This is a genomic window from Spirosoma sp. KUDC1026 (genome assembly GCF_013375035.1).
In the GTDB taxonomy this organism is placed as follows: Bacteria; Bacteroidota; Bacteroidia; order Cytophagales; family Spirosomataceae; genus Spirosoma.
The window spans coordinates 4708153-4734633 of record NZ_CP056032.1; the positions used below are offsets into that span (position 1 = coordinate 4708153).

Below are 26481 nucleotides of genomic sequence, written 5' to 3' on the forward strand. Positions count from 1 at the left end.
AGCTGGCCTAGAAAATTTTTGTCCTCCCGACGCCAGGAGGGATCTTCGGTAGCGTCTAATTTTCTTGCTCCTACCGAAGATCCCTCCTGCCGTCGGGAGGACAAAAAACTGATTGACGTTTTCTACTACATGGATTTGGTAGGTGCGTCGGCGTCAATCAGATGCTATTCTTTGAGCGTTTTCCAGTCATCGGGAATGACGTTGCTGAACCCACGTAGCTTGTTGAGCGGGTGCTGATTGAGTAGTCATAATCGCTGAGTAGCGCTTGTTGACAGTAGCGACTACTCTAATAACCGACTAGCTGTTCGGCGGTTTTAACCCATAGTCAATAACCAACTGGTCGGAGCGGCAATCGAATACGTATCAATCGCCCTCGTCCCCTACTCAAACTTCGCTTTCAACGTCAGGCCGGGCCAGTCGTCCGTTCGGAAGGGGTTAGCGGGCAGGCCAGCGGAGTTGACCAGATTCGCTTCGATGGGAGAATCAGCCCAGGCGTAACGTACCGCCACCGGCTTCTGCCCGTTGGGGTGATACACGATCACTTTGTTGCCGTCAATCTCCGCTTTGGCGTAGTGAAATAGCTTGTCGGCTCCCGCCACTTCGAAGCCTTTCAGGTACCCGTATTTATCCTTGGCGACCAACCCCTTATCCACTTGGCTGAACGTAACGATCGCCTTGCCGTCCTCGAACGTAACGGATTCGAACATGGGTGAACTGTACGCAATGTTTTGTCCGAAATCCTGCTTCAGCGCCTGGAGCGCCAGCCGGTGGCCTACGTCCTGTTTGTTAGTCGGGTGAATGTCTTTGGGGTTGCCCACGTCGGTGGTGACGGCCATGCCCGTTTTAGGTAGTTTCAGCGTCTGGGTCTGCGCTTCGCGGAGTTCGGCCCAGCCGCTGCCTTTGTTGCTGGATTGATCGGCGCCGTAACTGGCCAGTTGAACAAAATAAAACGAGAAATCGTCGGGCTTGCCGTTCTGCCCCCATTTGGTACGCCAGTCGGTGATCAGCAACGGAAAACTTTGCCGGTACTGATACGCCCGCCCCGCGTTGGATTCGCCCTGGTACCAGAGCGTACCGCGAATAGCGAACGGGATCAGCGGAGCGATCATGCTGTTGTAAATCGTCGTACCAACGTTATTCATGAATTTAGTATAGCTGTGGGGTTCGGCAAAGGCAGGCATCAGCCGCCACTCCCCCGCCAGACTGATTCGATCAGGACCGCTGGCTACGTACAGTTCCGATGGTGATCCCTGCACGCCCATCCCGAACCAGGCCGGTTTGACCACGCTACCGAACTTAACAACCAGCCGGTTCTCGCCGGGCTGCCAGGTATTGGCGGGTAGTTCAATGGTACGTATCCCTTCCAGAACGCCTTCGTTCACGAGTTTTCCGTTGATGTAAACCTGATTGGGGCTATCGTTCTGCGCCAGCCCAAGCGTCGTTGGCTTACCAGCCATATCGGCGGGAATGTCAATCACCCGAGCCATGTAGCCTTCGCCTTTGAAGCCGCGCATGTCTTTCCAGGCCCACTGCCCCAGCGGATCAGCCTTTCGCCAATTGGCAAAGTCGTAATCCGCAGCCAGGTATTTTTTCTCGTCGTCGCGCGTCAGTTGATGAACCGAGCCCAGCAACTGCTTTTTCAGCTTCTGATCCATCAGGCTATCGACTTCAGCCCAGGTTGTAGGCAGGTGCTGCGCGTAGGTACGTAGTTCATCATTTTTCAACATCCCTTCTTTGCTGAGCCAGCCTTCCAACTGCGAACCGCCCCAGGACGAATGCAGCAGCCCGACGGGTACATTCAGTTTTTGGGTCAGTTCGCGGGCGAAGAAGAAGCCAACAGCCGTAAAACCGCCCACTGTTTCGGACGAGCATACTGTCCACTCCCCCTTTTTCAGGTCCTGTTCGGGAGTCAGTGCCAGTTCATGCGCTACGTAAAAGTGTCGAATCTGCGGAAAGTTAGCGTTGCGTTTTTCCGCAGTGTAGTTGTCTGCCTGATCCACCCGGAACTCCATGTTCGATTGCCCGGAGCACAGCCACACCTCACCGATCAATACGTCATGAATGGCCACTTCGCCGGATTTGGCGCGGATTGTCAGGTCATGAGGTCCACCCGCTTCCAGCGGGGCAAACGTCACCAGCCATTTGCCGTCGCTACTCGTTTTGACTTTTCGGTTTTGTCCGGCCAGCGTTACGGTCACCTCCTCCTTCGGACTAGCCCAGCCCCAGACCGGAATGGGTTTCTGGCGTTGCAAGACTACATGATCGGAAAACAAACGGGCGGGCGTAGGTTTCGCCAGGAGATACGTGCTGACCAGGAGCAGACAGCAGAGAAATCGGTAGTTCATCGGAGAAAATGCAAGAGAATAAGCCAATGTACGAAAGATCAGCGTACCGCTCTACCTACCCATTCGCGGTTGGTCAATAAACCAAACGAAGAGCGCAGCCCGGTCGGGTTACTTTCTCCGATTTTAGGGTAAACCAGGCGCAGGTCGCGACTTTCTGCACTGATTAATCCACTTCAACAGAGTTATTCATCACTCGCAGGACCATTTTCTCTAAAACCCTTATTCACCAACCGAATGCACAACGTAACGACAAACGTTTCCCAAAAGCAGTTGCTAAAGCAACTGGCGCTTGCTGGGCTAGGGCTCACTGGCCTGGGACTCACCCTGATGACAACCGCGCTGGCCCAAACTAATACCACCCAGTCTAATGCGACCCAGTCAACTACGCCCGTTGTTCAGGCCGCCCCCATTATGAGCCGCTGGGAGAAGCAGGTTACCGCCGAGAATGCCTGGCGTGAATACCCCCGACCGCAGATGGTCCGGCCGCAGTGGCAGAACCTGAACGGCCTATGGGAGTACGCCATTACGCCCAAAGCTGCTCCCGCCCCTACCAGCTTTAGTGGCCAGATTCTGGTTCCTTTTGCGCTGGAATCGACGCTATCCAAAGTGACCAAACCCCTCACCGACGAGCAGCGGCTCTGGTATCGCCGGAACGTAACGATTCCGCGCGACTGGTCTGGTCAGCGGGTGTTGATGCATTTTGGTGCTGTCGATTACGAGTGTAGCCTGTGGGTCAACGGGGGCCTGGTAGGTTCGCACACGGGTGGCTCAGACGCTTTTTCATTCGACATTACCGAGTACCTGAAAGACGGGCAGAACCAGCTGGTACTGGGCGTAACGGACCCTACGTCCAATGACGAGCAGCCGCGGGGTAAGCAACTCACCAAACCGAACAGCATCTGGTACACCCCCGTTTCGGGGATCTGGCAGACGGTCTGGCTGGAGCCCGTTCCAAAAGAAAATTACATCGACGAAATCCGCGTAACGCCGGAAGTTGATTCGAGCCGATTACGCGTGGAAGTCCTGCTCCGGAAACCGGTTGAGGCCGTGCAGATGCAGTACAAAACGGCGATCCGGCTGACGGCGCTGGACGGTAAGCAGGTAGTAGCAACGGCACAACTCCGTCCCGGCACAACCGGCTACCTGACGATAAAAAACCCTAAACTCTGGTCGCCCGACAGTCCGTTCCTGTACGATCTAAACGTTGAGCTCGTCCCCATCAACGATCCGTACGGCAACACGCCCCAAAATAAACGACGACGTTGGGCCAATCCCGTTCGCATTGATTCCGTCCGGGCGTTGTACGCATCAGCAACCGTGTCGGGGAAACCGATCGACGCCGTTACGGGCTACTTTGCCATGCGTAAGATTGCCATTGGCAAAACACCGAACACGGGTACCCAACCGGTTCTGCTGCTGAACAACAAGTTCGTTTTCCAGAACGGCCCACTCGATCAGGGTTGGTGGCCGGGCAGCCTGCTCACCCCGCCCTCCGACGAAGCGATGGCGTTTGAGATTAATTTTCTCAAAAAGTCGGGCTTCAACATGCTCCGCAAACACATCAAAGTAGAACCGGATCGCTATTACTACCTCTGCGACAAAATGGGTATTCTGGTCTGGCAGGATATGCCCTCGGGTTTTCTGGAAGGTCAGAACGAACACCCGGACGACGCCGTTGATCCGCTGCGCCGGTCGAAAGGCGTGGAGCAGTTTGAGCTGGAACTGCGCCGGATGATGAACCGCCTGCATAATCACCCCAGCATTGTTACCTGGGTGGTACACAACGAAGGCTGGGGGCAGTACGATAACCCACGCCTGGCCGCCTGGGTAAAAGGCCTTGATCCGAGCCGGGTGGTGAACGCGGTCAGCGGCTGGCACGACCAGGGCGCGGGCGATTTCTACGACATCCATACCTACGAAGAGGAACCTCGTTACCCGGCGCCGAAGTCAGATCGCGTGGTGGTCATCGGTGAATTTGGGGGCATCGGCTGGCCGATTCAGGGCCACCTCTGGAATCCCAATATGCGTAACTGGGGCTACCAGACGTATCAATCGGCTGATGTGGTCCAGCAGGCATACCAGAAGAAGTACGCCAAAATCGTGGACTACTACCAGAAACGGGGGCTGTCGGCCGCCGTCTACACCCAGACTACCGACGTAGAGGGCGAAGTCAACGGCCTGCTGACCTACGACCGCGAGGTAATCAAAATTCCGGTCGAAGCGCTAAAGAAAATTCACGCTCCTCTGTTCAAATAAAGGCTTTTGCCCATTAACTGGCGCCCGGAGCAATCTTGTTTCGGGCGCCAGTTAACCGACGGATAGTTCAGAACCGGCTGCATAAAATTTGACAAACAAGTCTTTGCTACTCCGTTTCACTTGCCTATTTTTCCATTCTTAAACTTTTCTTCCAATTCGTACTTAGGTATTCATCACGATTACTCACCTCAATGGTAGACCATTCAACTGCCAACGACCAACCACAGGCATCCGCTTCAAACGCTGAAACAACACCCCCGTCCGGGAGTGCTGCCCCCCCGGTTGAGCAACTGGAGAACCTCTACCAGCAACTAGAAGCCAAATACCAGATGCTGCTCAATGGGATTGGTCAGGGCTTTCATATCAGTGAGTTACTTTATGACAGCCTGGGCCAGGTTACTGACTGGCGTTTTCTGGAAGTTAATCCTGTTTTCGAACGCCAGACGGGTCTCCAGCACGCAGCGGGTCAGTTAGGCAGTATAGTGGCCCCCAATGTTGAACCTTACTGGCTCGAAGTGTATGACCAGGTTGTCAAAACGGGGGAGCCCACAACCCTGGAAAACTATAATGCGTTTACCAAGCGCTGGTACTCAGCGTATGTATATCGCATCGGCGAAGCGGGGGACCATCAGTTTGCAGTCCTGTTCGACGACATCACCGAACTCAAACGGGCCGAGCAGCGGCAGCAGTTCCTTCTGGCCTTTTCCGATACCATCCGGCCAATGGCCGATCCCGCGCTGGTGGCTACCCGGGCCTGCCAGTTGCTGGCAGAGCACCTCAACGCAGGCTGGGCGCAGTATATCCGCGTCGCCGGAGAACCCGGCGCCGAGGTCGACACCGTACTGGGCGACTACAGTCGGCCCGGACAGTTCGCCGGATACCATTTCTCCCTGCGCACCTTTGACGAAGCGACAATGACGCTGTTACGGGGAGGAAATTCATTCGTACTGACCGACGCTGACCACGACACCCGAATAACCGCGGCCCAGCGCACAACTTTACTGGCAGACGGCTCCCTGTCGATGGTTGCGATACCACTGGTGAAGGAAGGAAACCTGGTGGCCCTGTTTATCGTTCAGGACGCTCCCCCCCGGAACTGGCTCCCCAAGGAGGTTAGCCTGATCGAGGAGATCGCCGAACGGATCTGGGCCGCCGTGGAACAGGCCAAAGCGGGACAGGCACTGCGCCAGAGCGAAGAACTTTTGCGGGCCGTACTGGAAAGTCTGGCGGACGGAATTTACATCGGCGGACTGGAAGGAATCACCCTGATCAACCAGCCGGCCCTGGACCAGCTGGGGTACACCTCTGCGCAGGAACTGAATCGGAACATTGCGACGCTGGCCGAGGAAATTCAGACCCGCGACTGGCTGACGGGAGAAGCCATTCCCCTCGAGCGGCAGGCGTTTGCCCGGGCGCTGGGCGGTGAGCGGGTTATCCAGGATGTTCTCGTGCGGAACCGGCAAAACGGGCAGGACCGCGTCATGCGTTGCGCAGCCGCGCCGGTGCGGGTAGATGGCCAGGTGGTGGCTGCCGTGGCCATTATCTCGGACGTAACCGAGTTCCGCCAGGCGGAAGCGGCCCTGCGTCTGAGCGAAGAACGCTACCGGCGGCTCTCCGCCGAGCTGGAAGAACGGGTCAAAGACCGCACCCAGGATTTAAGTCAGGCCAACACCGATCTGAAACGCTCGAACGCCAACCTGCAGCAGTTTGCCTACGTCGCGTCGCACGACTTGCAGGAACCACTCCGCAAGATTCAATCCTTCGGTTCACTGCTGGCTCAGCAGCTTGGTGACCACCTTGATGAGTCGACGACCAGTTACCTCCAACGCATTACCGACGCCAGCGCGCGCATGTCGACGCTGATTAAAGATCTGTTGGCTTACTCGCGCATCGAAACCCGCCAGCAGGTCTTCGGCCCGGTTTCGCTGGCCGCCATTATGGCCGGGGTGCTGACAACGCTCGACTGGGAGATCAGCCAGTCGGGTGCCCGGGTCAGCGTGGATCCGTTGCCCGTAGTTAAAGGAGACAATTCCCAGCTAAGCCAGCTTTTTCAGAACCTGCTGACGAATGCCATCAAGTTTGTCGCGCCCGGCCAACTCCCGCAGGTCCACATCCAGTATCACCACCGGTCACGGAACGACTTACCGTCTGATGTACAGCCAGGGGTTGAGGCCCCGTTCTATCATCAGATCAGCGTTACCGATCAGGGAGTAGGGTTTGACAACAAGTTTCGGGACCAGATTTTTCAGGTATTCCAGCGCCTGCACGGCAGGAAAGAATACCCCGGAACCGGCGTGGGCCTGGCTATTTGTCAGCGAGTCGTAGAAAACCACGGCGGTGCCATCGCGGCCAGCGGCCAGCAGCCAGCCCGGCCAGGGGTCAACGTTCGATGTGTACCTTCCAGCCTGATCGCGGTTCCAGTACGTCTTTTTTACCCTGACCCGATTCCCTTCCAATTAATGCATCGATTCCGGTTGCTGACCTGCATAAGCGATCCTGAATAAACCAACGGCGCCCGAAGTAGTGACAGGACTTCGGGCGCCGTTGGTTTGTCTTGTTACAACATCATTTGCTTGATGCCTTTCCGAAAGGCTTCGTCACCTGCCGCCAGCCGCTGCGCATACAGAGCTTTTGCATCTTCGCCACAAACGTAACGAAGGGTATCTTTCCCATCGGTAGCCGCTTCGTACACGACGTCAGCAATTTCTTCAGAAGTAGACATCTTAACGTCAGGACCGCCGATGACGGCAAAAAACTTTCCGGCCAACGTATCGTAGGCCGGGTGCGACGGAAATACCGACCGTTCGGTCATATCGGTTGCCACCAGGCCCGGCTCGATGTTTTTGATCCCAATACCAAACTGCTCCAGTTCAAACGATAAGCTTTCCGCCCAGCCTTCCAACGCCCATTTACTGGCGTCGTACATCGAACTAACCGGAAACGCCATTAGCCCCGCCGAGGACGTTGTGTTAATGAACAGGCCCGAACGTTTCTCTCTGAACGTAGGAATAAACGCTTTTGTCACTCGCACCGTACCCAGGAAATTGGTTTCCATCTGCCGCACGATCTGTTCATCGGTAGTAGCTTCCAGGGCTCCCAGCACGCTATAGCCTGCATTGTTAAACACCACATCAATATCGCCAAGCGCCAGCGCCTGCTGTACAGTGTCGTTGATCTGGTCGACATTCGTTACGTCTAACGGCAGCAGGGTGATAGTCGACAGTTGATTCAGTTCGGTTTCGTCTTCGGGTTTACGCATCGTCGCAATAACCTTCCAGCCCTTTGCCGCAAATAATTTAGCCGTTGCCTTACCGATCCCCGCCGAGGCACCGGTAATAAAAATTGTCTTTGTCATTTTCCTGAATTTTAAATCCCGGAGCAAACGTACCGGACACATACTATACATTTGCTATGGATTACCTTTTGGAAAGTGACTATGATTTTGGAAACTATCAAGTGCGACACAGCACAGGCCAGACAACGAACGCTGGCGTTAAAGGATGCTATTGAGCTGCTGAGCGGGAAATGGAAGTTCTGTATTCTGCTGAATTTACATAATCTGGGACCATTGCGATTCAAAGACCTGCAGGAAACCGCCATCGGCATAACGCCCAAAGTGCTTTCCAAAGAATTGCAGGAACTGGAGGAGAATTTACTCATTACCCGCACGGTCAATACGACCAAACCCGTTACGGTTTCCTACGCCCTGACTGCTCACGCGATCGAAATTCAACCCGTACTGGAGGCTTTGATTAATTTCGGGTTGAAGCACAGAGCGAAGATCAAGGCCGACAATGCTTAAGCGGCTTGAGCTAAACAGACAAAAAAAGCAGTCCCCCGGCATCGGGAGACTGCTTTTTTCAGCAATCGGGAAAAGACAGGCGTGCTAGTCGGCTTTGATCACTTTAGCCGTTCGGCGCTGCGTAGCAGTGCTCACCTCCAGCATATACACCCCAGCGGCCTGACCCGCCAGCGAGAGCTCACAGCGCTCCGAGGTACGATCACTACCCGCCAGCGGTTGCTGGCTGACCACATGCCCCTGCTGACTCAACAGCCGCAGTTGCACCGGTACTCCACCCGTACCACTCACCTCGAAGACCACCCGATCGCCCGTCACCGGATTACCAAGCACCCGTACCGACAACTCGCTGCCGGTCTCGGGCAGGGCCACCCGGGCACCCGATGCGGGCTCCTGCCCCCAGATCAGTACGCCGTTGTCGTAGGCGGTGATGCGGGGATTGGCCACCAGCTGATCGCGCACCGTGGCGTAGGAGTAGTCGTCCAGCTCGTTCTGAGCCGAGTAGTCCGCCTTGGCAAAGTAGCTCTGAATGTTACCCGAGTTGGCCCCCGCGGCCAGACTCCCCGCGTCGGGACTGAAGCTGTACTCCACGTACCCACTGGCCCCAGACCGGGCCGGGTTCAGCGGCACGTAGCGCAGCCGCACGTTGCGATCACCCACCTGGGCGTAGTTAATCGAGAGCACACTCAGGGGGTGGCCCCTTCCACGGTCAGGTAGTAACGCAGGGTGATGCTCGACAGCGGTAGCGGGGCGCTGCCTTCGTTGACCAACTGCAGCAGGGGCTGCACGGCGTTGTTGTCGGCGTAGTTGTCCACGTCCCGATGCAGCACCCGCAGGGCGGTCGTCGTCGCCGGAGCGGGCGAGACGGTGATGCTGAAGCTCGTACTGGCGCTCAAATTGCCCGCATCCCGGGCCGTGATGGTCACGCCCACCAACCCACTCACCGATGGCGTACCCGAAATCACCCGCGTGGCCGGATTGAACGTCAATCCGTTCACCGGCGAAAGCGTTGCGGAGTAGTCCAGGCGGGCCGGCTCCTCGTCGGTGAAGGCATTGACCGTATAGGAGAACGGTACGCCAACTGTGGCCACCTGGTTGGCGTTGGCCACCGCCAACGGTGGTTGATTGGTCGGCGCACCGACGACCGTCAGGGTCACGCTGGCCGGACTGCTCACGCAGCTGCCTACGCGACAGGTGGCCTGGTAGACCAACACCCCCGGGCTGGCCGTGGCCGCTTCCAAAACGCCGGTGCCGCTGAGCTCGTTGCCGCTCCAGCTCAGCGTGCCGCTGCAGTTAGTGGCGCTGAAGCGAACCGGGGCGCTGTTCTGCACCACGGTGACGCTGCTTAGCCCGTCGGCGATGGCCCCATTGCCCCGGGTGGCGAAGTCAGGGGTGGGCAGGGTCGTCGACGCCGTGACGCGCACGCTGGCTACATCCACACAGCCATTGGCCGAGGTCGCCGTCACCGAGTAGAGCCCGGCGCTGCTCACCGAAACCTGGTTGGCACTCACCGGAGTCGTGCCGCTGCTGAACACATAGCTTTGTCCGCCACTCGCCGTCAGAATCAAGCTCGGCTGGCCGCAACTCAGCATACCGTTGTTACTGGCCGACAAACTGATGGTGGGACAGCCGACCTCACCACTCGGCTCGGTTCCCCAGACCAGGGCCCCGTTGTAGTAAGCCGTGATGCGGGGATTGGCCACCAACTGGTCGCGCACCGTGGCGTAGGAGTAGTCGTCCAGCTCGTTGAGGGGCGAGTAGTCGACCTTGGCGAAGTAGCTCTGAATGTTACCCGAGTTGGCCCCCGCGGCCAGACTCCCCGCGTCGGGGCTGAAGCTGTACTCCACGTACCCACTGGCCCCAGACCGGGCCGGGTTCAGCGGCACGTAGCGCAGGCTAACGTTACGATCACCCACCTGGGCAAAGAAGATCGACAGGTTGCTCAGGGGAGCCGTCCCCTCCACGGTCAGGTAATAACGCAGGGTGATGGCCGACAGGGGCAGCGGGGCGCTGCCCTCGTTGACCAGTTGCAGCATGGGCTGCACGGCGTTGTTGTCGGCGTAGTTGTCCACGTCCCGGTGCAGCACCGTCAGTCGCCCATCGACGACGGCGGCCGTAACCGTGACGGTAGCCGTAGCGGGTTCGCTGACGCAGGTCCCTACCTGGCAGGTAGCCCGGTAAACAAACGTACCCGGCTGGCTGGTAGGCACATTGATGGTCGTGCCTGTTCCGGCCGTGTTATTGGGTCCGGTCCAGTTGATGGTCCCTGCGCAGCCACTCGCCAGCAGGGTAACCGGTCCCGAATTCACGGTCACCGTTACGGCCGGCTGTCCCTGAGCGGTCAGCAGACTGGGGGTCGGCAGATTGGTAGTACGGTCAACGGTTGTAGACGCGGTAGCCGAACAGCCATCGGCCGTCGTAACGACGACGGAATAGGTTCCACCAGCGGATACCGTCGCTGTATTCCCCAGGCTGCCGCCCTGCTGGTCAGCCCCGGCACTGAACGTATAGGAGCCTAAGCCGGGGGTAGCCGTCAGCACCACGCTGGTATTGGCGCAGCTGATCGTACCATTGTTCGTCAGGCTTACCGAAGGCGGAGCCGTATCGCCCGTAACGGTAACCGACGTCGTACTCGTACAACCACTGGCATTCGCCACCGTAACCGCATACGTACCCGGTGTACTCACCAGTCGGGTGTTGCCACTACCGGTCAGTAGGGTTCCGCTACTGTTGACGAACGTGTAGGCCTCTCCTCCCGTCGCCGTCAGCGTCACGCTGGTCAGGGTGCAGCTCAATGGCCCGTTGCTGACCAGACCCGCTACGGGCAGGCTAGTAATGGTCAGGCTGGTAGCCGAACGGATTGACTGACCGTTCGCAGTCACGATTAGGGTGAAATTCTGTACACCCGAGCCAGTCGCCGTCAGGTCCTGACTGAAAGTGGAACCGGTCGAGGTCCCCTCGACGGAGGTACCACTGCCGTTGGTGAGCGTGTAGGCATAGCTGCCCGTCAGGTTGCCCACCGTAGCCGTAAACGTCACCGGACTGCCCGCACAAACCGGATTAGGACTGGCCGACAGGCCCGCAATGGCAGGCGTGGCGTCAGTCACCACCAGGCTGTAGACCGCCCCCGTTGCCGCGCAGCCGTTGGCGTCGGTGGCCCGCACGGTGATCGAGTAGCTCCCCGCCTGCGTTGGCGTACCGCTCAAGGTCCCCGTGCCCCCGTCCAGGCTTAGCCCGCCGGGCAGACTGCCCCCCACCACACTGAAGCTATAGGGAGCACTGCCCCCCACGACCGTGAAGGACTGGCTGAAGGCCACGCCCTGCGCAGCCACGGTGGTAGTGGGATTGCTGAGGGTAATGCGGGTGGGTTCGCCCTGGTACTCGTAAGCGCCCATGTCGATGGTGCCGCCAAACACCCTGGTGTTGCCCGCCAGATCGGTAGCCGGGCCGTTGGCGGTAGTGTAAGCCTGGTTGTCACCTGCGTTGATGGCGGGTGAGCAGGGGCCCAGCTGAGCCGAGCTGGTGGAAGCGAAAGGGTTGATGGTGGTGGTGAGGTTGTTACCCCCATCAGTATAGTCCGTTTCCGAAGCCTCAATCAGGCTATAACGTAGCAGTGGGCTTGCAGAACCGTCATTATAAATCGTGTTGTCCCCCCCGTTGCCGAACAGCACACAGTTAGTTAAGCTCGGATTACTGTTAATAAAATTAGCCATTCCCCCGCCTTGGGAAGAAGCGAAATTGCCCACAAACGAGCAGTTGGTTAAGCTCGGGCTACTACCGATATTAACCATCCCCCCGCCGGAAGAAGAAGTCCGATTGCCCTGAAACGAGCAGTTGGTTAAGCTCGGACTGCTGCTATTGAAATTATACATTCCTTCGCCGGAGTTGGCTTGAAACGAGCAGTTAATCAGTTTTGGACTGCTGCTGTTGATATTATACATTCCTCCGCCGGAGTTGGCTTGAAACGAGCAGTTGGTCAGCGTTGGACTGCTGTTGGATATATTAAACATCCCCCCTACCTCGCCGGAGTTGGTCTGAAACGAGCAGTTAGTTAACGTTGGGCTGCTGTTGTTGTTATACATCCCCCCGCCGGTATTAGCAATCCCAGTTATACCATTGGCATTGCCCTCACTGATAAGAAAACCGTCTAACACCGCCGTGCTGTTGAGACTACGGTTGATGATCACATGGTAACTGTTGTCATCCCTATTGCCTATTACGCCGATTTCCCCGCTGAGTGTGCTGCTGGAGGGACTGCCCGTCACCGGGTTCACCGCCACCCGCTGGCTCAGGGCGGTTTCCGTGCCTGCAAAGCCCCCATAGACCGCCACCCCATTCTTCAGCGAGAAACTCACATTACGGTCAGTGCCGGTCGTAGGCTTGTAGATCCCCGCAGCTACCCACACCTGCTGGGTACCGGCCAGATTGATCTGGCGTTGCAGGTCGCCCGAGGCATCAGACCAGCTGCTGCCGCTGCCCGTACCTCCCTGTTTAACGTAGCGGATGGGCGTAGAAGCCTGAATCTCTACGCTGGCCGGGGTGCTCAGGGCCGCACAGCCGCCACTACCTTCTACCGTATAGGTGACCGTGTAGGTGCCAGGACTGCTGCTGGCCGGGGTAATCTGGCCCGTGGTGGGATTCAGACTCAGGCCAGCTGGACGGCTGCTGTAGCTGCCCCCCGGCGTGCCGGTCTGACTCACGCTGACGGGTGAGCTACTGGTGAGGAAAGGCGAGCCAGCATAGGTAATGGCAGCATTGGGCGGAGTGGTCACCGTCAGGCTGGTAGTAGCCGTTGTGGTTTGCCCGCTGCTGTTGACCGTCAGGGTGAAGCTCTGCGCCCCCGAGCCAGCCGCCGTCAGGTCCTGACTGAAAGCGGAACCGGTCGAGGTTTCCTCGATAGACGTACCACTGCCGTTGGTGAGCGTGTAGGCATAGCTGCCCGTCACATTGCCCACCGTTGCCGTGAACGTCACCGGACTGCCCGCACAAACCGGATTAGGGCTGGCCGATAAGCTGGCAATCGTGGGCGACAACGCATTTACGGTTACATCTACGCTAGACACCGGATTGTTCTCACAACTGCCGTTACTGACAGTGACCGAGTAGGTGCCGCTCTGGGCCGGGCTGCTAGCCACAAAGCTGGGGTTGGCTACATTGGCCGTGAAACTGGCCGGGCCACTCCAGCTGTAGTAGGCCCCACCCGTGGCACTCAGACTCACCGTTTGCCCCACGCTGACAACGGGTGTAGTGGTAGAAGCCGAAGCGGTGGGCGTCAGGCAGAAGGTGGCAAAGTCTCCTCCGCCCGGCAAGCCAGGATTGTTACCGAAGAGGATGTCTTTTCCGCACAGGGCCGTCAGGCTGGCCGGGAAGCAGCCACTCAGCCGGTTATTGTACAGATTCAGGGTCTGTAGCTGCGGCAGATTAGCCAGACTAGCGGGTACCGGGCCCGAAAATCCGTTCACACTTAAATTCGCAGTCCGGAGGCTGGTAAGCGTGCCTAGAACATCAATCGGCCCGCTTAGCTGACTATCATCCAGGTATAGCGAAGTCAACTGAGAGAGTGCACTCAGACTGGATGGAATACTACCGCTTAGCGGGTTGACTCCTAGGTTTAGGGTCGTCAACTGAGAGAGTGCACTCAGACTGGCTGGAATACTGCCGTTTAGTGAGTTTCCACCTAAATCCAGATTAACCAGTTTGGTGAGCCCACCGAAGCTATCAGGAATGGGCCCTGATAGTTGATTGTTTCCCAAGATCAGATTCGTCAGGTTGGTCAGATTACCCAATCCAGATGGAATAGGACCGTTCAGTTGATTACCATAAAAGCTGAGGCTTGTTAACTGGGTTAGGGCACTCAGACTGGTAGGGATATTACTACTTAACTGGTTAGCGGTCAAATCCAGATAAGTAAGTTGTGTCAAATTAGCTAGACTAGACGGAATAGTGCCACTCAACTGGTTATAGCTTAAACCCAGGTGGGTGAGCTGCGTTAGATTGCCTAAACCGGAGGGAACATTCCCATTCAGTTGATTTGCATCAATTTGTACAAAGGTAAGTTGAGTCAAGGCACTCAGACTAGCGGGCAGGCTGCCTATCAGGTTATTTCCATAAAGATCAAGTTGGCTCACCCGGCCGTTCGTACAGCTAACTCCCTGCCAGGGTTCTCCCCCATTGCCCGTGCAGGGGTCGCAGCCGTTGAGCCAGCCGCTTTTACGGGTCCAGTTGGCCCCGTTGGTGGCGTTGTACAGATCGACCAGGGGCTGGTAGTCGGGGCTGCTGGTGATTGTCAGGCTGGTGATAGCCGTCGTGGTTTGCCCACTGCTGTTTATCGTCAGGGTAAAGCTCTGCGTCCCCGACCCAGCCACCGTCAGGTCCTGACTGAAAGTGGAACCGGTCGAGGTCCCCTCGACGGAGGTACCACTACCGTTGGTGAGCGTATAGGCATAGCTGCCCGTTACGTTGCCCAACGTGGCCGTAAACGTTACCGGACTACCTATACAAACCGCGGCTGGACTGGCCGACAGGCCCGCGATGGCAGGCGTGGCATCAGTCACCAACAGACTATAGACCGCCCCCGTTGCCGCGCAGCCGTTGGCGTCGGTGGCCCGCACGATGACCGAGTAGCTCCCCGCCTGCGTTGGCGTGCCGCTCAAGGCCCCCGTGCCCCCGTCCAGACTTAGCCCGCCCGGCAGACTGCCCTCCACCACACTGAAGCTGTAGGGACTGCTGCCCCCCGTCACCGTAAAGGTTTGGCTGAAGGCCACGCCCTGGGTAGCCACGGTGGTAGTGGGGTTGCTGAGGGTAATGCGGATGGGCTCGCCCTGGTACTCGTAGGCACCCATATCAATGGTATCGCCAAACACCCGGGGGTTGCCCGCCAGATCGGTAGCCGGGCCGTTGGCGGTAGCGTAGGCCTGGTTGCTGCCTGCGTTGATGGCGGGTGAGCAGGGGCCCAGCTGAGCCGAGCTGGTGGAAGCGAAGGGGCTAGTGGCAGTGGTGAGGTTGTTGCCCCCATCTGTATAGCCGGTTACCGAAGCCTCAATTAGACAATAGGTAGCCGAGATTGTACTTTGATAAGTATAAAAGGTCTCACCTCCTCCATTACCAAATAGAACGCAATTAGTCAGACTCGCACTACCGTTACGGGAAATTGCCACTGCCCCTCCACTCTGTGTAACCGAGTTGGCTTGGAAGCTACAGTTGGTCATACTCGCACTACCTCCTTCACTATAAAATCCCCCGCCAAAAGAGTTGCCATTGGAAGTGCTGTTAGCCTGGAAAATACAGTTAACCAGACTTGCAGTACCGTTATCACTACATATGCCAGCACCAGGGCCTGCACTGGTGTTAGCCTGAAAGCTACTATTAATTAGCTTCAGGTTGCTGTAACTAATAAACATTCCCCCGCCGGCGTTATAACCCGAATTGTTTTGAAAGCTACAGTTAGTCAGAATCGGATTATCATCAGCATTGTATATACCCCCACCATAATTACTAGCGGTGTTATTCAGGAAGCTACAGTTGGTCAGCGTCGGACTACCTCCTAGACTATTTATTGCCCCTCCATCGCCTGAAGTTGTGTTATTCAAGAAGCTACAGTTGGTTAAGCTAATGTTGCTTTGATAATTATACATTGCCCCGCCAATATATAGAGCCGTATTGTTGAGAAAGGTACAATTACGTACCGTTGGGCTGGTTAGTACGTTATACATACCCGCCCCTGCCCCGTTGTCTGATTGTCCGTCAGCATATCCATCCCGGATAACAAAGCCATCCAGCACCGCTGTATTGTTGGTGCCCTGGCTATTGACTACGTGGATGCTATTGTCGGTGTTTGTACCCACCGAGCCGATGTTACCCGAAAGCGTGCTGCTGGAAGGCTGCCCAGTGGTAGGATTAATGGCGGGACGTTGGCTGAGCTGAGTTTCGCTGCCCACAAAGCCTCCATAGATAGTCACCCCGTTTTTCATCTGGAAGCTACTGGTACGGTCGGTACCAGTAGTGGGTTTGTAAATCCCCGCGGCTACCCACACCTGCTGGGCACCGCTGAAGTTGATCTGACTCTGCAAATCGCCCGAGGCATCAGCCCAGCTGCTGCCGCTGCCCGTAGCCCCCTGTTTGACGTAGCGGATAGTCTGGGCCTGGGCGAGCGAGCCCATCAGCAAAAACAGCCCGAAAAGAAAGCGGTAAAACGTCGAATTCATAGAAAAAAGGAATCGGTAAATAAAGATGTCAACAGTGAGCATTAGCCGGGAATGGCGACCACCAAATGGACCAGCGTAGGCAGGAGCAGGAAGAAAGATCTCGTCCAGTACTTGAGCTATGTGTTACTGGCTGATCAGCTCCTGATAGTAGGTCTGTAGCCGCTCCCGGCTGCGTTTCAACCGCATCTTGACGGCGCTTTCCGACAGGTGATAACGCTGACCAATCTGCTGAATGGACAACCCCTGCTCATACTTGAGCCGAAGCAAGTTAAGCTCTTTGTCGGGCAGCCGCTGTAAAGCCAGCAGCTGATACTGATACTGGCTCTCGGTTTCTGCCATCGATTCGTTATCAATTACCGGATGAAGCAACGATTGGTCGGACAGGGATTCGGTTTTCAGTCGACTGGTTACTCTCAACCGACTCAGGCAATGGTTGCGGGAAACGGCGAATAGCCAGGTTGAAAACAGGGAGCGCTGCTGAAACGAGGGGAGCTTTTCGAACACCTTCAGAAAGATGTCCTGGGTGTAGTCCTGGGCCGACGCCTGGTCCTTGGTAAAAGACAGGCAGGTTTGGTACACCTTGTCGACATATTGCTGGTAGAGATGTTCGAAACTGGCCACTCCCTCCGTGTATTCAACTGAGTGGGGTACATTGGCTATGGCTTTTCGCATGACAGTAGGCAGGGTAGTAAATCATGTACTGTACATGACTTAGCCTCCGCAAGTACGCCCGATGCCAAAAAACAGGCTAACAGCCTCGTTACATTTATTAACAACTATGTTACACAACCCAAAAAAAAGCCCGCTTTCGCGGGCTTTAACGCCATAAAACAGGGGAAAAGTTAAAAAACTGACGGCTGCGACTTAGTGTACTGGGAAGGTGAAACGCCATAACGTTCCTGAAAGACTTTCGAAAAGTACGAGAGGTTGTCAAACCCAACGGCATAGGCGATCTGGGTTACGCTCTGTCGATTTTCGGTCAGTAGCTGGGCGGCCCGGGCCAGGCGGATGTCCCGGATAAACTGAGTCGCGGTTGTGCTGGCCACTGCTTTCAGTTTGCGGTGCAGTTGTACCCGGCTTAAATGGACAGCTTCGGCCAGGTCTTCGACGGTGAATGAAGCATCATCGAGGTGTTGATCGACAACCGTCGACAAGCGATCCAGAAACAGCTGTTCGGCCGTTGGCAGGGCAGGCACAGCAACTTCCGTTGGGGCAACATCCGTTGGGGCAACTTCCGTTGGGGGCCTGTTCCTGTTCTGTCTGGCAAACGCCTGGAACAGACGCTCCCGTTGCCGGATCAGATTACGTACCCGGGCTTCCAGTTCCATCTGGTTGAAAGGTTTGGTCAGGTAATCGTCGCCCCCCCGGTCGAAACCGTCAATACGGTCGTCGACGGTCGCTTTGGCGGTCAGCATGATGACCGGAATATGACTGGTAGCTTCCTGACTTTTCAACGCCCGGCAAAATCCGAAGCCATCGAGCCGGGGCATCATCAGGTCACAGATCACAATATCAGGCAGCACCGAGGTGGCCAGTTCCAGCCCCTCCCGCCCGTCGGTGGCTTCCATAACCCGGTATTCACCGTCAAAAATGCGTCGTACGTAGGCCCGAATGTCTGCGTTATCATCGACAATCAGGAGTATTCTTTCTTCCTCCGAAACGCGCCCGGCGGAGGGCAGCGGCACTGGCTCCGGTCTGTCGGCCAGGTAAGCCGCTACGCTCGTCGTGCCTGCATCGACTGCCCGCTCCTCAGGCGCCACTGCCGGCACGAACGGTAGCGTAACGGTAAACGTAGTGCCCGCTCCCTGAGCGCTCACTACGTCGATTGTTCCCTTCAGTACTTTCACCAGCTCGTTGACCAATGCCAGCCCAATACCGGTACCTTCGTGAGAACGGGTTGTCTGCCCGTTAACCTGATAGAACCGCTCGAAAATACGCGCCAGGTGTTCCGGTGCAATACCGATGCCGGTATCCTGCACAGTCAAGGTCAGCATTCCTGATTCGCCGGTGATTGAATAGTGTACGCTCATCCGCACCTCGTTCCCTTTCGGGGTGAACTTGAACGCGTTCGAGAGCAGGTTAACAACAATTTTTTCCAGCTTGTCGCGATCAAACATGGCCCAGATACGGGTTTCGGACTGCTCAAAAACAAACGAAATCTGCCGGCTTTCGGCCAGCGAAGTGAACGAACTACTCAGCGTATGGAAGAGCGCCGTCAACTCATCCGTTACCAGTTCAGCTTTCAGCTGACCCGCTTCCAGCTTGCTGAGGTCCAGCAGCTGGTTGATCAGGCTCAACAGACGATTTCCGTTACGCTCCATCACCGTCAGGATGGTCTCTGCCGGGAACCGCTGTTTCAGGTCGGCCAGGGGGCCCAGAATCAGCGTCAGGGGCGTCCGGAACTCGTGGGAAATGTTTGTAAAGAACTGAGTTTTCAACCCGTCCAGTTCGGCCAGTCGGCTGGCTTCTTTCTGCTCGAACGCCACACGCTGCTCCAGCAGCAGCCGCTGCGTCTGAAATTTGTACAGTTGCCAGCCAATAATCACCAGAATGACAGCATAGAGCAGATAGGCCCACCAGGTCTGGTAGAACGGTGGATGTACCTGCATCGCTAACGTAACCGGTTGGCTCCAGCTCTGGCCATCGACGGAACCCATTACCTGGAACGTGTACTTACCCGGCGGCAGCTGAGCGTAATTGGCAAATCGATTGGTACCGGCGTCTACCCAGTCGTCGTCGATACCCGACAAGCGGTAGCGGTACCTATTTTTGGCGGAGTTGGCAAAGTCCATTACGCCGAACTCGAGTGTGATCAGGTTCTGCGTATGCGTCAGATCAATATGCCGGGTGTACTCAACGCCTTCGGTCAGTATACCGGATGCCCCCCCTACCCGAACCCGTTCGTTATTAATTTTCAGATCGATGAGCTGCACCTGCGGAACCTTACTTACCGATTGAGCGATATTGGAAGCCCGAAAAATCGTCAGCCCGCGTACACCCCCGAACAGCAGTTCGCCCGATGGCGCCTTGAAAAACGACCCCGAGTTGAACTCATCATCCTGCAGCCCGTCGGCTTTCGTGAAGTTAAGAAAGGTCTGCGTTCGGGGGTTAAACCGCGCCAGACCCCGGTTCGTACTGAGCCAGAGGTTCCGGAATTCATCCGACAAAATGCCATAAACAACTTTATTGGGGAGCCCCTGTGCTTCGGTGATATGCCCGAACCGGCCGGTTTGTTTATCAAGTCGGTTCAGCCCACCCCCCTTTGTGCCTACCCACAGGTAACGAGTGGGCTGGTTAGGGTCGTCGAGTAGGCTGGAGACCAGATCATCACTCAGACTCGTTCTCTCCCGCGTGTCGTTTTTGTACAGCGAAAACGAGGGTGTTGTGTACGGGTGATCGGCCCGCACAAGCCCTTTGCTGGTTCCGATCCAGAGCGTACCGTTCCGATCAAAAAAAAGCACGTTGGTTTCGATGTCGGCTCCTTTCTGGGGCAGCAACGCCTGATACGTGAAGACCTGGAATGTTTCTGTTTCCGGGTCGAACCGGAGCAGCTTCCCGTTCAGAACACCAATCCAGAGACGCCCCGATGCATCTTCAACCGTCTGGTTTATATAGAAGTTAAACGACGTATTGGGGGGCAGCGCATACTTCTTGAGGAGCTTCCAGTCGGACGAGAATTTCAGCAGACTCATTTCCTGCGTCTCAAAATTCGTGTTCGACACCCAGAAGGTGCCCTGCCGGTCCTGCATCAGATAACGTGCCCGTTTTTGGGCAGGCGTGAGTTTGTCATCCAGAAACGGTTTCATCCGGTTCTTGTCCCGGTCAAGCTGTTTGTACGCAAATTCATAACGGACGTAGGTCCGCCCCTGTCGATCGGTATACACGTGCGATAGGGTCGTGTTCGGCAAATACGTGTGGAACTGTTTGACTCTGGGATTGAATATACGGAGTCCGTACCCGCTTGTTCCCAGCCAGACATTACCGGTCTGATCACGCAGGATTGTAGTCACGGCGTAGATATCGGGCGGCAGGGCCACGAAAGCATTGTCAGCCGTCAGACTGTCCTGCCGAACTAATTCGTCGGGCGACATTAGCCAGAGGTATTTATCCGTGGCGATGGCCAGCGTTTTTGGATCAAACGCGGTAATTACCGGTATAAACTCGGGGTTACTGGCTGCACCGACCAGGTGAATCGTTTTCTGTTGGTGATGAAACTGACATACGAGCCTTTCGCCCCGCAGGGCGATAGAAATTTGCTGCGCCAGATTACTGTACAGCCCCACTTCATTGTCTGAGTAGGAGCTGAACCGACCTGGTTTTTGCGGATACTGCCAGTTGAATGCATACGCACCTGATTTGCAGACGGCAACCGCCTGTCCATCCGCCCGAAAGCTGAGGTGTTTGATTGGATCGCCCACTCGGAAGGCCGTGGGTAACTGAAAGATCTGTATCTCCTTCGTACCGTTAGCCCGAACGGGAAAGGGAACCTTGAGCGAGTCGGGAAGGCTGATCTTGATCAGTTTGTTTTCGTTCGCAACAACCCAGATGTTTCCCCTGGGATCCTCATAGATTTTGTTGATGCCGTAATTACCAGCATTAGCGGCTGTTTTATCATGGATGTCGATGTGGTAAAAACGCTGCGTTTTTCGATCAAAAAGATTGAGACCCGTGTTGAGCGTTCCAACCCAGAGCCAGCCTCTGCTATCGAGCAGCAGAGCCGAGCAATTGTTGTCGGAAAGGCTGTACTCGTTGTAGGGATCATGGGTAAAAACCGTGAAGTTATGGCCGTCGTACCGGTTAAGCCCGTCTTTGGTAGCTACCCAGATAAACCCTTTCTCGTCCTGCAGCAGGTCAAATATCATTCCCTGCGACAAACCATCGGATATGGTTAGCTCCTGCCAGCCTTTATTGTTCTGCTGCGCCAAGAGAGCTGTAGCTCCCCATAACACCAACAAAAAAGTATATAAAAATGGACGCATTGTTCAGGATTAAGGCCAGCTATGTGACAAAGTTACTTTCCCCTCAAAAATGTAGCCATATCGACAAATACTTGCCTAGTAGCCTAGCGCCCAAGTAATAACTTTGGAAAGACCAAGATCATTGTCCAGAGTTAGAGACGGCACACCCAGGGAAATTCCTCAACTAACTAATTTTCAATAAACTTTGCAACTATGATCCTATATACCGGTGACAAAAAACTTCTTTTGTCACTAACTGTATTCACAGGACCAGCTTTTCGCCCCCGTAGTTTCTGAGGGCCCGCCAAACCATCGATTGATACGGTCAGCCAGAAACTACGGTATCAGTCGAAAAAAAACCGAAATAATCGCGTGTTCGGAGCTTACTACCAAAGATCTGATGGCCGGATAACCGTACAGTAAACCGTTTACTGACTGATTTACCGAAAGTTAGTAATTAGCGGGAAACACCATGCGTCATGAAAACGGGTCGATGGGCGGTCAGCCTCTGGGGTATTCTTTTCTTTTTTGCCGGATCGTTTGTGCAGGCGCAGGCCCCCGATTCGCTCGTTACGTACCTGAAAACACACGCGCCTACGGATACAACCTACATCCGGGCGATGGACCAGGCCGTCTTTACCCTGATCTATAAAAAAGCCGATTACCCCCGCGCCGATTCACTAAGCCGACAGATGGTCGACGTAGCAACCCGACTCAGCTACTGGTCGGGGCTGGTCGCAGGATACCGCAACCGGGCGTCGACTAACTACATGGCTGCTAATTACGAGCAGGCATTGGTCTATTTTCAGAAAACGGTTGATGCCGTCGAGCAGCACAACCTGCCACCAGTCATGCTGTACAAAGCCCTCGGTAATCTGGCATCGGGGCACGAAAAACTGGGACACGACGAGCAGGTATTACAGATGGCACTGCGGGCCATCGCCATTCAGGAAAAGTACCACATCAAACCGCGCATGCCAGTACCGCACCGGCTGATCGGGGGAACGCTGGTCAAGATGGGCAAGAAACAGCAGGCCATTCCTTACTACCAGGAAGCGGGCGTAATTTTCCGGGAGATGGGGGACCCGCGCGGCATTGCGATTTTCGAGAATCAGCTGGGTGATTTCTACATGGACCTGGGGCAGCCTACAGCAGCCCTGCCCCATTTCCGGAAGTCGCTCGCCATGAGTCGTCAACTGAACTTTGAGCTGTTGCGGGCGGATGCACTGGACGGGATGGCACAGGTCATGAATACGCTCAACCGGCCCGACGAGGGGCTGGCCTACGCCCGGCAGGCGTTGGCTATTGCCGTCAGGCAACAGAATCAGCTCGGCATTACCACGGCCTATAACACGATCGGGGCCCTCTACCAGACCAAGCAGGATTTTTCGCAGGCCGAAACGTACCTGCGAAAAGCCATTGACGTGGCCGACAACTACAATTTCAGGGACGAACTCAGGAAGAGTAGCCAGCACCTGGCCAATCTGCTGGGGCAGCAGAATAAGTACCAGCAGGCCTACGCTTTTCAGCTTCGCAAAAATAACCTGACCGATTCGGCTACGCTTGTACGCACGAACGCCGAAATCGAACGGTTGCTGATTCAGTACGAAACGGAAAAGAAAGAAGCCCACATCCGGCTGTTGCAGAAAGAAAAACAGCTGGATCAGGAAGAAACCAATCAGGCCCGCTGGCAGCGTAACGCCTTATTAATGGGGGCCATTCTCATGATCCTGCTGGGCATGACCATTGGTGCCTGGCTGCTAAACCGCGCCCGGGTTCAGCGGCTGCAGGAAGCCATTCAGCTACGTCAGCAGATTGCCCATGATCTCCACGACGAAGTAGGCAGCACGCTCAGCAGTATTTCGCTCCTGAGCGGTCATACCGACAAGCTGCTCAGCGAAAACCGGCCCGAAACGGCGCAGAAGATGGTACAGAAGATTTACATCGACGCGCGCCAGATTCTGGAATCCATCGACGAGATCATCTGGACGATCAACCCTGGCAATGACTCGCTCCAGCGGATTGTGTTACGTCTGCAGGAGTATGCGCAGCCTCTGATGGAATCAAAACAGATCGCGTTCAACTTCTACGTCGACTCAGCACTCGATCAGTTGCCCGTATCGATGGAAGTGCGCCGAAATCTATATTTAATTGGTAAGGAAGCCATCAATAACCTGATCAAATACTCGGAAGCTACGCGGGCTACGTTACGTTTCGAGCGGCAGAACAGTCAGTTCAAGGTTGTTATCGAGGATAATGGCCGGGGTTTCGACGCCGATCAGCTCAGCAGCCGCACGGGGCAGCAGAGTATGCAGCAGCGCGCCCTGGCCATGGGTGGCAAACTGACGGTACGGTCCGTTCCCGGCCAGGGTACCACCCTCGAACTTACCTCCGCAGCGATTTAGCAGGCAGTTTTTTGACAGGATTACAGGGATTTAAGAGAATTCAAAAAAACCAATCCTTTTAATCCTGTCAAATAACCATCGTACACTTATCCGATTTACAGCTAGTATTCGAACGGTTACTTTTACTGAACTATCGTACTAAAAGTAGCTTTTCGGCTTAACTGACACCCACTATGATTCGCGTCACCATCTTCGACGATAACGATTCTCTTCGCGAAACGCTCTCGCTCGTTTTCGACGCAACCGATGATTTGATCGTAACCGGCACCCACCCCGACGCCCTCGACGCGGTGGCCTGCGTGCAACGCGAGCAGCCCGACGTGATTCTGATGGACATCGACATGCCGGGCCGCACCGGTATCGAAGCGGTACAGCTTATCCGGAAGCAGACCACCGCCCCTAAAATCCTGATGCTGACCGTTTTCGAGGACGTCGAACGCATTTTTTCGGCCATCTCAGCCGGCGCGGTTGGTTACCTTTTGAAGAAGACGCCCGCCGATAAGATCATCGAATCAATCCGCGAGGTGATGTCCGGCGGGGCTGCCATGACCCCTTCCATCGCTCTGAAAGTTCTGGACGCTTTCCGCTCCCCAACGACCCAGTCCAACCCGTATGCGCTGACTGAAAAGGAACGCGACGTATTACATCGACTGGTGGAGGGCGACAGCTACAAACTCATTGCGTATCACTGCCAGATCAGCATGGGTACCGTGCGGACGCATATCGTAAATATTTACGAAAAGCTTCACGTCAACTCCAAGTCCGAGGCTGTGGCCAAAGCCTTGAAAACAGGTTTGTTCAGTTAGCCCCTCCCCCATTTTCTCACCATGACGCATACGCTGCCCGTTCTGCTGTTCCTTTGCCTACTCGCCTTTGCCTGCAAACCGAAAGAGTCTCATACCGCAGACACGAAATCGGCGGATTCGCTGACGGAGAGCAAGGCTATCGATTTCCAGATTATTCCCGGCGAACGGGTTGGACCGATCCAGTTTACAACGTCGGAAGCCGATTTGCTACGTCGGTTTGGGCCCTCTGTCGTTACAGCCGGCGACACAATTTACGGGGCCGAAGGAGAGGAATTTGTGGGAACTACCCTTTACAAAGGCACCGTCGACGAGGTGCAGATTCTTTATCAGGACTCGTCCGGACGCCTGCATCCCGAGCTTATACTGATCCGACCCACCACAACCGACGACGAAGGCAACCCCCTTCCTAACCTGGCTCCAACGCGCTGGCAGACAGCCGATGGTCTGCGAATCGGCACCCAATTAAGTGAACTGGAAAAGCGCAACGGAAAACCATTCAAGCTCTGGGGCTTTGGCTGGGACTATGGCGGCAACATTTCCGACTGGCAGGGCGGCAAAATGAGCTTACCCGCGGGCGAATCGCTGCTGGCGCTCACGCTGGGCCCTCCCGCTACGCTTACGACAGCGCAGGAAAAGGCATATGGTCAGGTAATGGGCGACAGTGAGTTTCTGTCGTCGTTTGCCCCCATGAAACGTCTCAATCCGGAAGTCCAGGCGATGCACGTTTCACTCGGTCAGTCGAAGTAGTTCACCACCACTCACCTTCCCTATGACCGGCCAGGAATTTCGCTCGCTCTTCAGTCAGGTTGCGCAGCAAACGCTCTCGCTCCCCGACGCGGAACGGTACCTGGATTTACACCACTCGCCCACAGCCCAATGGGTCAAACGCAGTCTGACAGGTCTGGTCCTGCTCCTTTTTCTGGCCGTTGGGTTGTATATCATCCAGCACGGCTACCGGGTGTCCATCGCCCAGCAGCGGGATTCGACGATATTGAACGCAGCTAATACCGTTCAACGTTGGTCACCGCTGCTGCTTTTCGGCGGCTTCGGCAGCCTGCTCGGGTTGGTGAGCGTTGCCGGGCTGCTTGCCTTGGTCCGCAGCCTCAGCCGCTCAGATCTTCCGTCAATAGATACGATAAAAGGTAGACTGCACCAGGTAGCCGCCCGTACGCTGACGGTCGACGAAGCCATGAGTCAGCTGTTTCTTCTGGAAGCACCACCCGCCCGACCATCAACGTCGGTAGCTACGCGGCTATTCATTACCCTTTTCATGCTGGTCGTCGTTTACTTCAGTCTGCGCCAGGCCCAGACCGCTTACCGGTTGCTGACATCGGGAAAACGGACGGAAGGACAGATCATCCAGATGATCAGTAATCGGAAGCATACCGCAACGGTCCCCGTTGTTCGCTATTCGGTCGATGGGCAGTACCATGAACTGACCGGCGGTACGTATTCAAGTCCAGCCGCGTACGCCATCGGCGACCGGGTGACCGTGCTGTATAATCCGGCATCACCAGCCGAAGCTGCCATTCAGTCCTTTTCCGATCAGTGGGCCGGTCCTTTGGTAGCCATCAGCCTGGCCAGCGTTTTTCTATTTTTTCTGTGGCGTCGCCCCAGGTCATTCGGTCGTTAGTCGCCTAGGGAATCGTAGGAAAGCTTGCAACCTGATCCGCAACCGGGCAGGTTCCTTACTTTGACTATCTGGTCA

At 55.8% G+C, this 26481-nt stretch carries 13 protein-coding genes; 7 read left to right on the forward strand and 6 right to left on the reverse strand.

All coding sequences use genetic code 11. The features are described from left to right. Positions 1-380: 380 nt before the first annotated feature. The gene (locus HU175_RS19730; protein ID WP_176568210.1) at positions 381-2345 is read right to left on the reverse strand and encodes a sialate O-acetylesterase; all 1965 of its coding nucleotides are present in this window, start codon (positions 2343-2345) and stop codon (positions 381-383) included. Positions 2346-2756: 411 nt separating this feature from the next. On the opposite strand from HU175_RS19730, the gene HU175_RS19735 reads away from it, so the two are divergent. Together HU175_RS19735 and HU175_RS24885 are read left to right on the forward strand one after the other, a co-directional pair. Continuing rightward, positions 2757-4601, forward strand: coding sequence for a glycoside hydrolase family 2 protein (locus HU175_RS19735; protein WP_176569291.1), 1845 nt, complete (start codon positions 2757-2759; stop codon positions 4599-4601). A 191-nt stretch (positions 4602-4792) separates the two neighbouring features. After that, entirely contained in the window at positions 4793-7105 is a 2313-nt protein-coding gene (locus tag HU175_RS24885; RefSeq protein ID WP_228724220.1) for an ATP-binding protein, read from the forward strand. 53 nt (positions 7106-7158) lie between these two features. On the opposite strand, the gene HU175_RS19750 is transcribed toward HU175_RS24885, so the two are convergent. Beyond that, positions 7159-7956 carry an SDR family oxidoreductase gene (locus HU175_RS19750; RefSeq protein ID WP_176568211.1) on the reverse strand — a complete coding sequence of 266 codons (798 nt, stop codon included), beginning with the start codon at positions 7954-7956 and terminating at the stop codon, positions 7159-7161. 81 nt (positions 7957-8037) lie between these two features. Here HU175_RS19750 and HU175_RS19755 point away from each other — a divergent pair, with 81 nt between their 5' ends. Next, a complete protein-coding gene (locus HU175_RS19755) occupies positions 8038-8403 on the forward strand; it encodes a winged helix-turn-helix transcriptional regulator (RefSeq protein ID WP_176568212.1) in 366 nt (121 codons plus the stop codon). A gap of 84 nt (positions 8404-8487) precedes the next feature. Here the strand turns inward: HU175_RS19755 and HU175_RS19760 are convergent, their stop codons facing one another. From HU175_RS19760 to HU175_RS19775, 4 genes are all read right to left on the reverse strand, one after another. Beyond that, positions 8488-9084 carry a T9SS type A sorting domain-containing protein gene (locus tag HU175_RS19760; RefSeq protein ID WP_176568213.1) on the reverse strand — a complete coding sequence of 199 codons (597 nt, stop codon included), beginning with the start codon at positions 9082-9084 and terminating at the stop codon, positions 8488-8490. A 2-nt stretch (positions 9085-9086) separates the two neighbouring features. Further along, positions 9087-16604: a putative Ig domain-containing protein gene (locus HU175_RS19765; protein ID WP_176568214.1), complete on the reverse strand. Its 7518-nt coding sequence runs from the start codon at positions 16602-16604 to the stop codon at positions 9087-9089. Between the two features lie 123 nt (positions 16605-16727). Continuing rightward, the gene (locus HU175_RS19770; protein ID WP_176568215.1) at positions 16728-17276 is read right to left on the reverse strand and encodes an RNA polymerase sigma factor; all 549 of its coding nucleotides are present in this window, start codon (positions 17274-17276) and stop codon (positions 16728-16730) included. 170 nt (positions 17277-17446) lie between these two features. Then, on the reverse strand, positions 17447-21583 hold the full coding sequence (locus tag HU175_RS19775) for an ATP-binding protein (RefSeq protein WP_176568216.1): 4137 nt from the start codon (positions 21581-21583) through the stop codon (positions 17447-17449). A gap of 458 nt (positions 21584-22041) precedes the next feature. Between HU175_RS19775 and HU175_RS19780 the strand changes: the two genes are divergently transcribed. The 4 genes from HU175_RS19780 (at position 22042) to HU175_RS19795 (ending at position 26406) form a co-directional block, all read left to right on the forward strand. After that, complete coding sequence (locus tag HU175_RS19780; RefSeq protein ID WP_176568217.1) at positions 22042-23967, forward strand: tetratricopeptide repeat protein; 1926 nt, start codon at positions 22042-22044, stop codon at positions 23965-23967. A gap of 173 nt (positions 23968-24140) precedes the next feature. Further along, positions 24141-24773: a response regulator transcription factor gene (locus HU175_RS19785; protein ID WP_176568218.1), complete on the forward strand. Its 633-nt coding sequence runs from the start codon at positions 24141-24143 to the stop codon at positions 24771-24773. Between the two features lie 21 nt (positions 24774-24794). Further along, positions 24795-25520, forward strand: coding sequence for a hypothetical protein (locus HU175_RS19790; protein WP_176568219.1), 726 nt, complete (start codon positions 24795-24797; stop codon positions 25518-25520). A 22-nt stretch (positions 25521-25542) separates the two neighbouring features. Continuing rightward, a complete protein-coding gene (locus HU175_RS19795; RefSeq protein WP_176568220.1) occupies positions 25543-26406 on the forward strand; it encodes a DUF3592 domain-containing protein in 864 nt (287 codons plus the stop codon). Positions 26407-26481: the final 75 nt, after the last annotated feature.

Excerpts from the sequence above, each read along its gene's own strand:
- HU175_RS19730 (WP_176568210.1), bottom strand. The coding sequence starts at position 2,345 with ATGAACTACCGATTTCTCTGCTGTCTGCTCCTGGTCAGCACGTATCTC.
- HU175_RS19735 (WP_176569291.1), top strand. The coding sequence starts at position 2,757 with ATGAGCCGCTGGGAGAAGCAGGTTACCGCCGAGAATGCCTGGCGTGAA.
- HU175_RS24885 (WP_228724220.1), top strand. The coding sequence starts at position 4,793 with ATGGTAGACCATTCAACTGCCAACGACCAACCACAGGCATCCGCTTCA.
- HU175_RS19750 (WP_176568211.1), bottom strand. The coding sequence starts at position 7,956 with ATGACAAAGACAATTTTTATTACCGGTGCCTCGGCGGGGATCGGTAAG.
- HU175_RS19755 (WP_176568212.1), top strand. The coding sequence starts at position 8,038 with ATGATTTTGGAAACTATCAAGTGCGACACAGCACAGGCCAGACAACGA.
- HU175_RS19765 (WP_176568214.1), bottom strand. The coding sequence starts at position 16,604 with ATGAATTCGACGTTTTACCGCTTTCTTTTCGGGCTGTTTTTGCTGATG.
- HU175_RS19770 (WP_176568215.1), bottom strand. The coding sequence starts at position 17,276 with ATGCGAAAAGCCATAGCCAATGTACCCCACTCAGTTGAATACACGGAG.
- HU175_RS19775 (WP_176568216.1), bottom strand. The coding sequence starts at position 21,583 with ATGCGTCCATTTTTATATACTTTTTTGTTGGTGTTATGGGGAGCTACA.
- HU175_RS19780 (WP_176568217.1), top strand. The coding sequence starts at position 22,042 with ATGAAAACGGGTCGATGGGCGGTCAGCCTCTGGGGTATTCTTTTCTTT.
- HU175_RS19785 (WP_176568218.1), top strand. The coding sequence starts at position 24,141 with ATGATTCGCGTCACCATCTTCGACGATAACGATTCTCTTCGCGAAACG.
- HU175_RS19790 (WP_176568219.1), top strand. The coding sequence starts at position 24,795 with ATGACGCATACGCTGCCCGTTCTGCTGTTCCTTTGCCTACTCGCCTTT.
- HU175_RS19795 (WP_176568220.1), top strand. The coding sequence starts at position 25,543 with ATGACCGGCCAGGAATTTCGCTCGCTCTTCAGTCAGGTTGCGCAGCAA.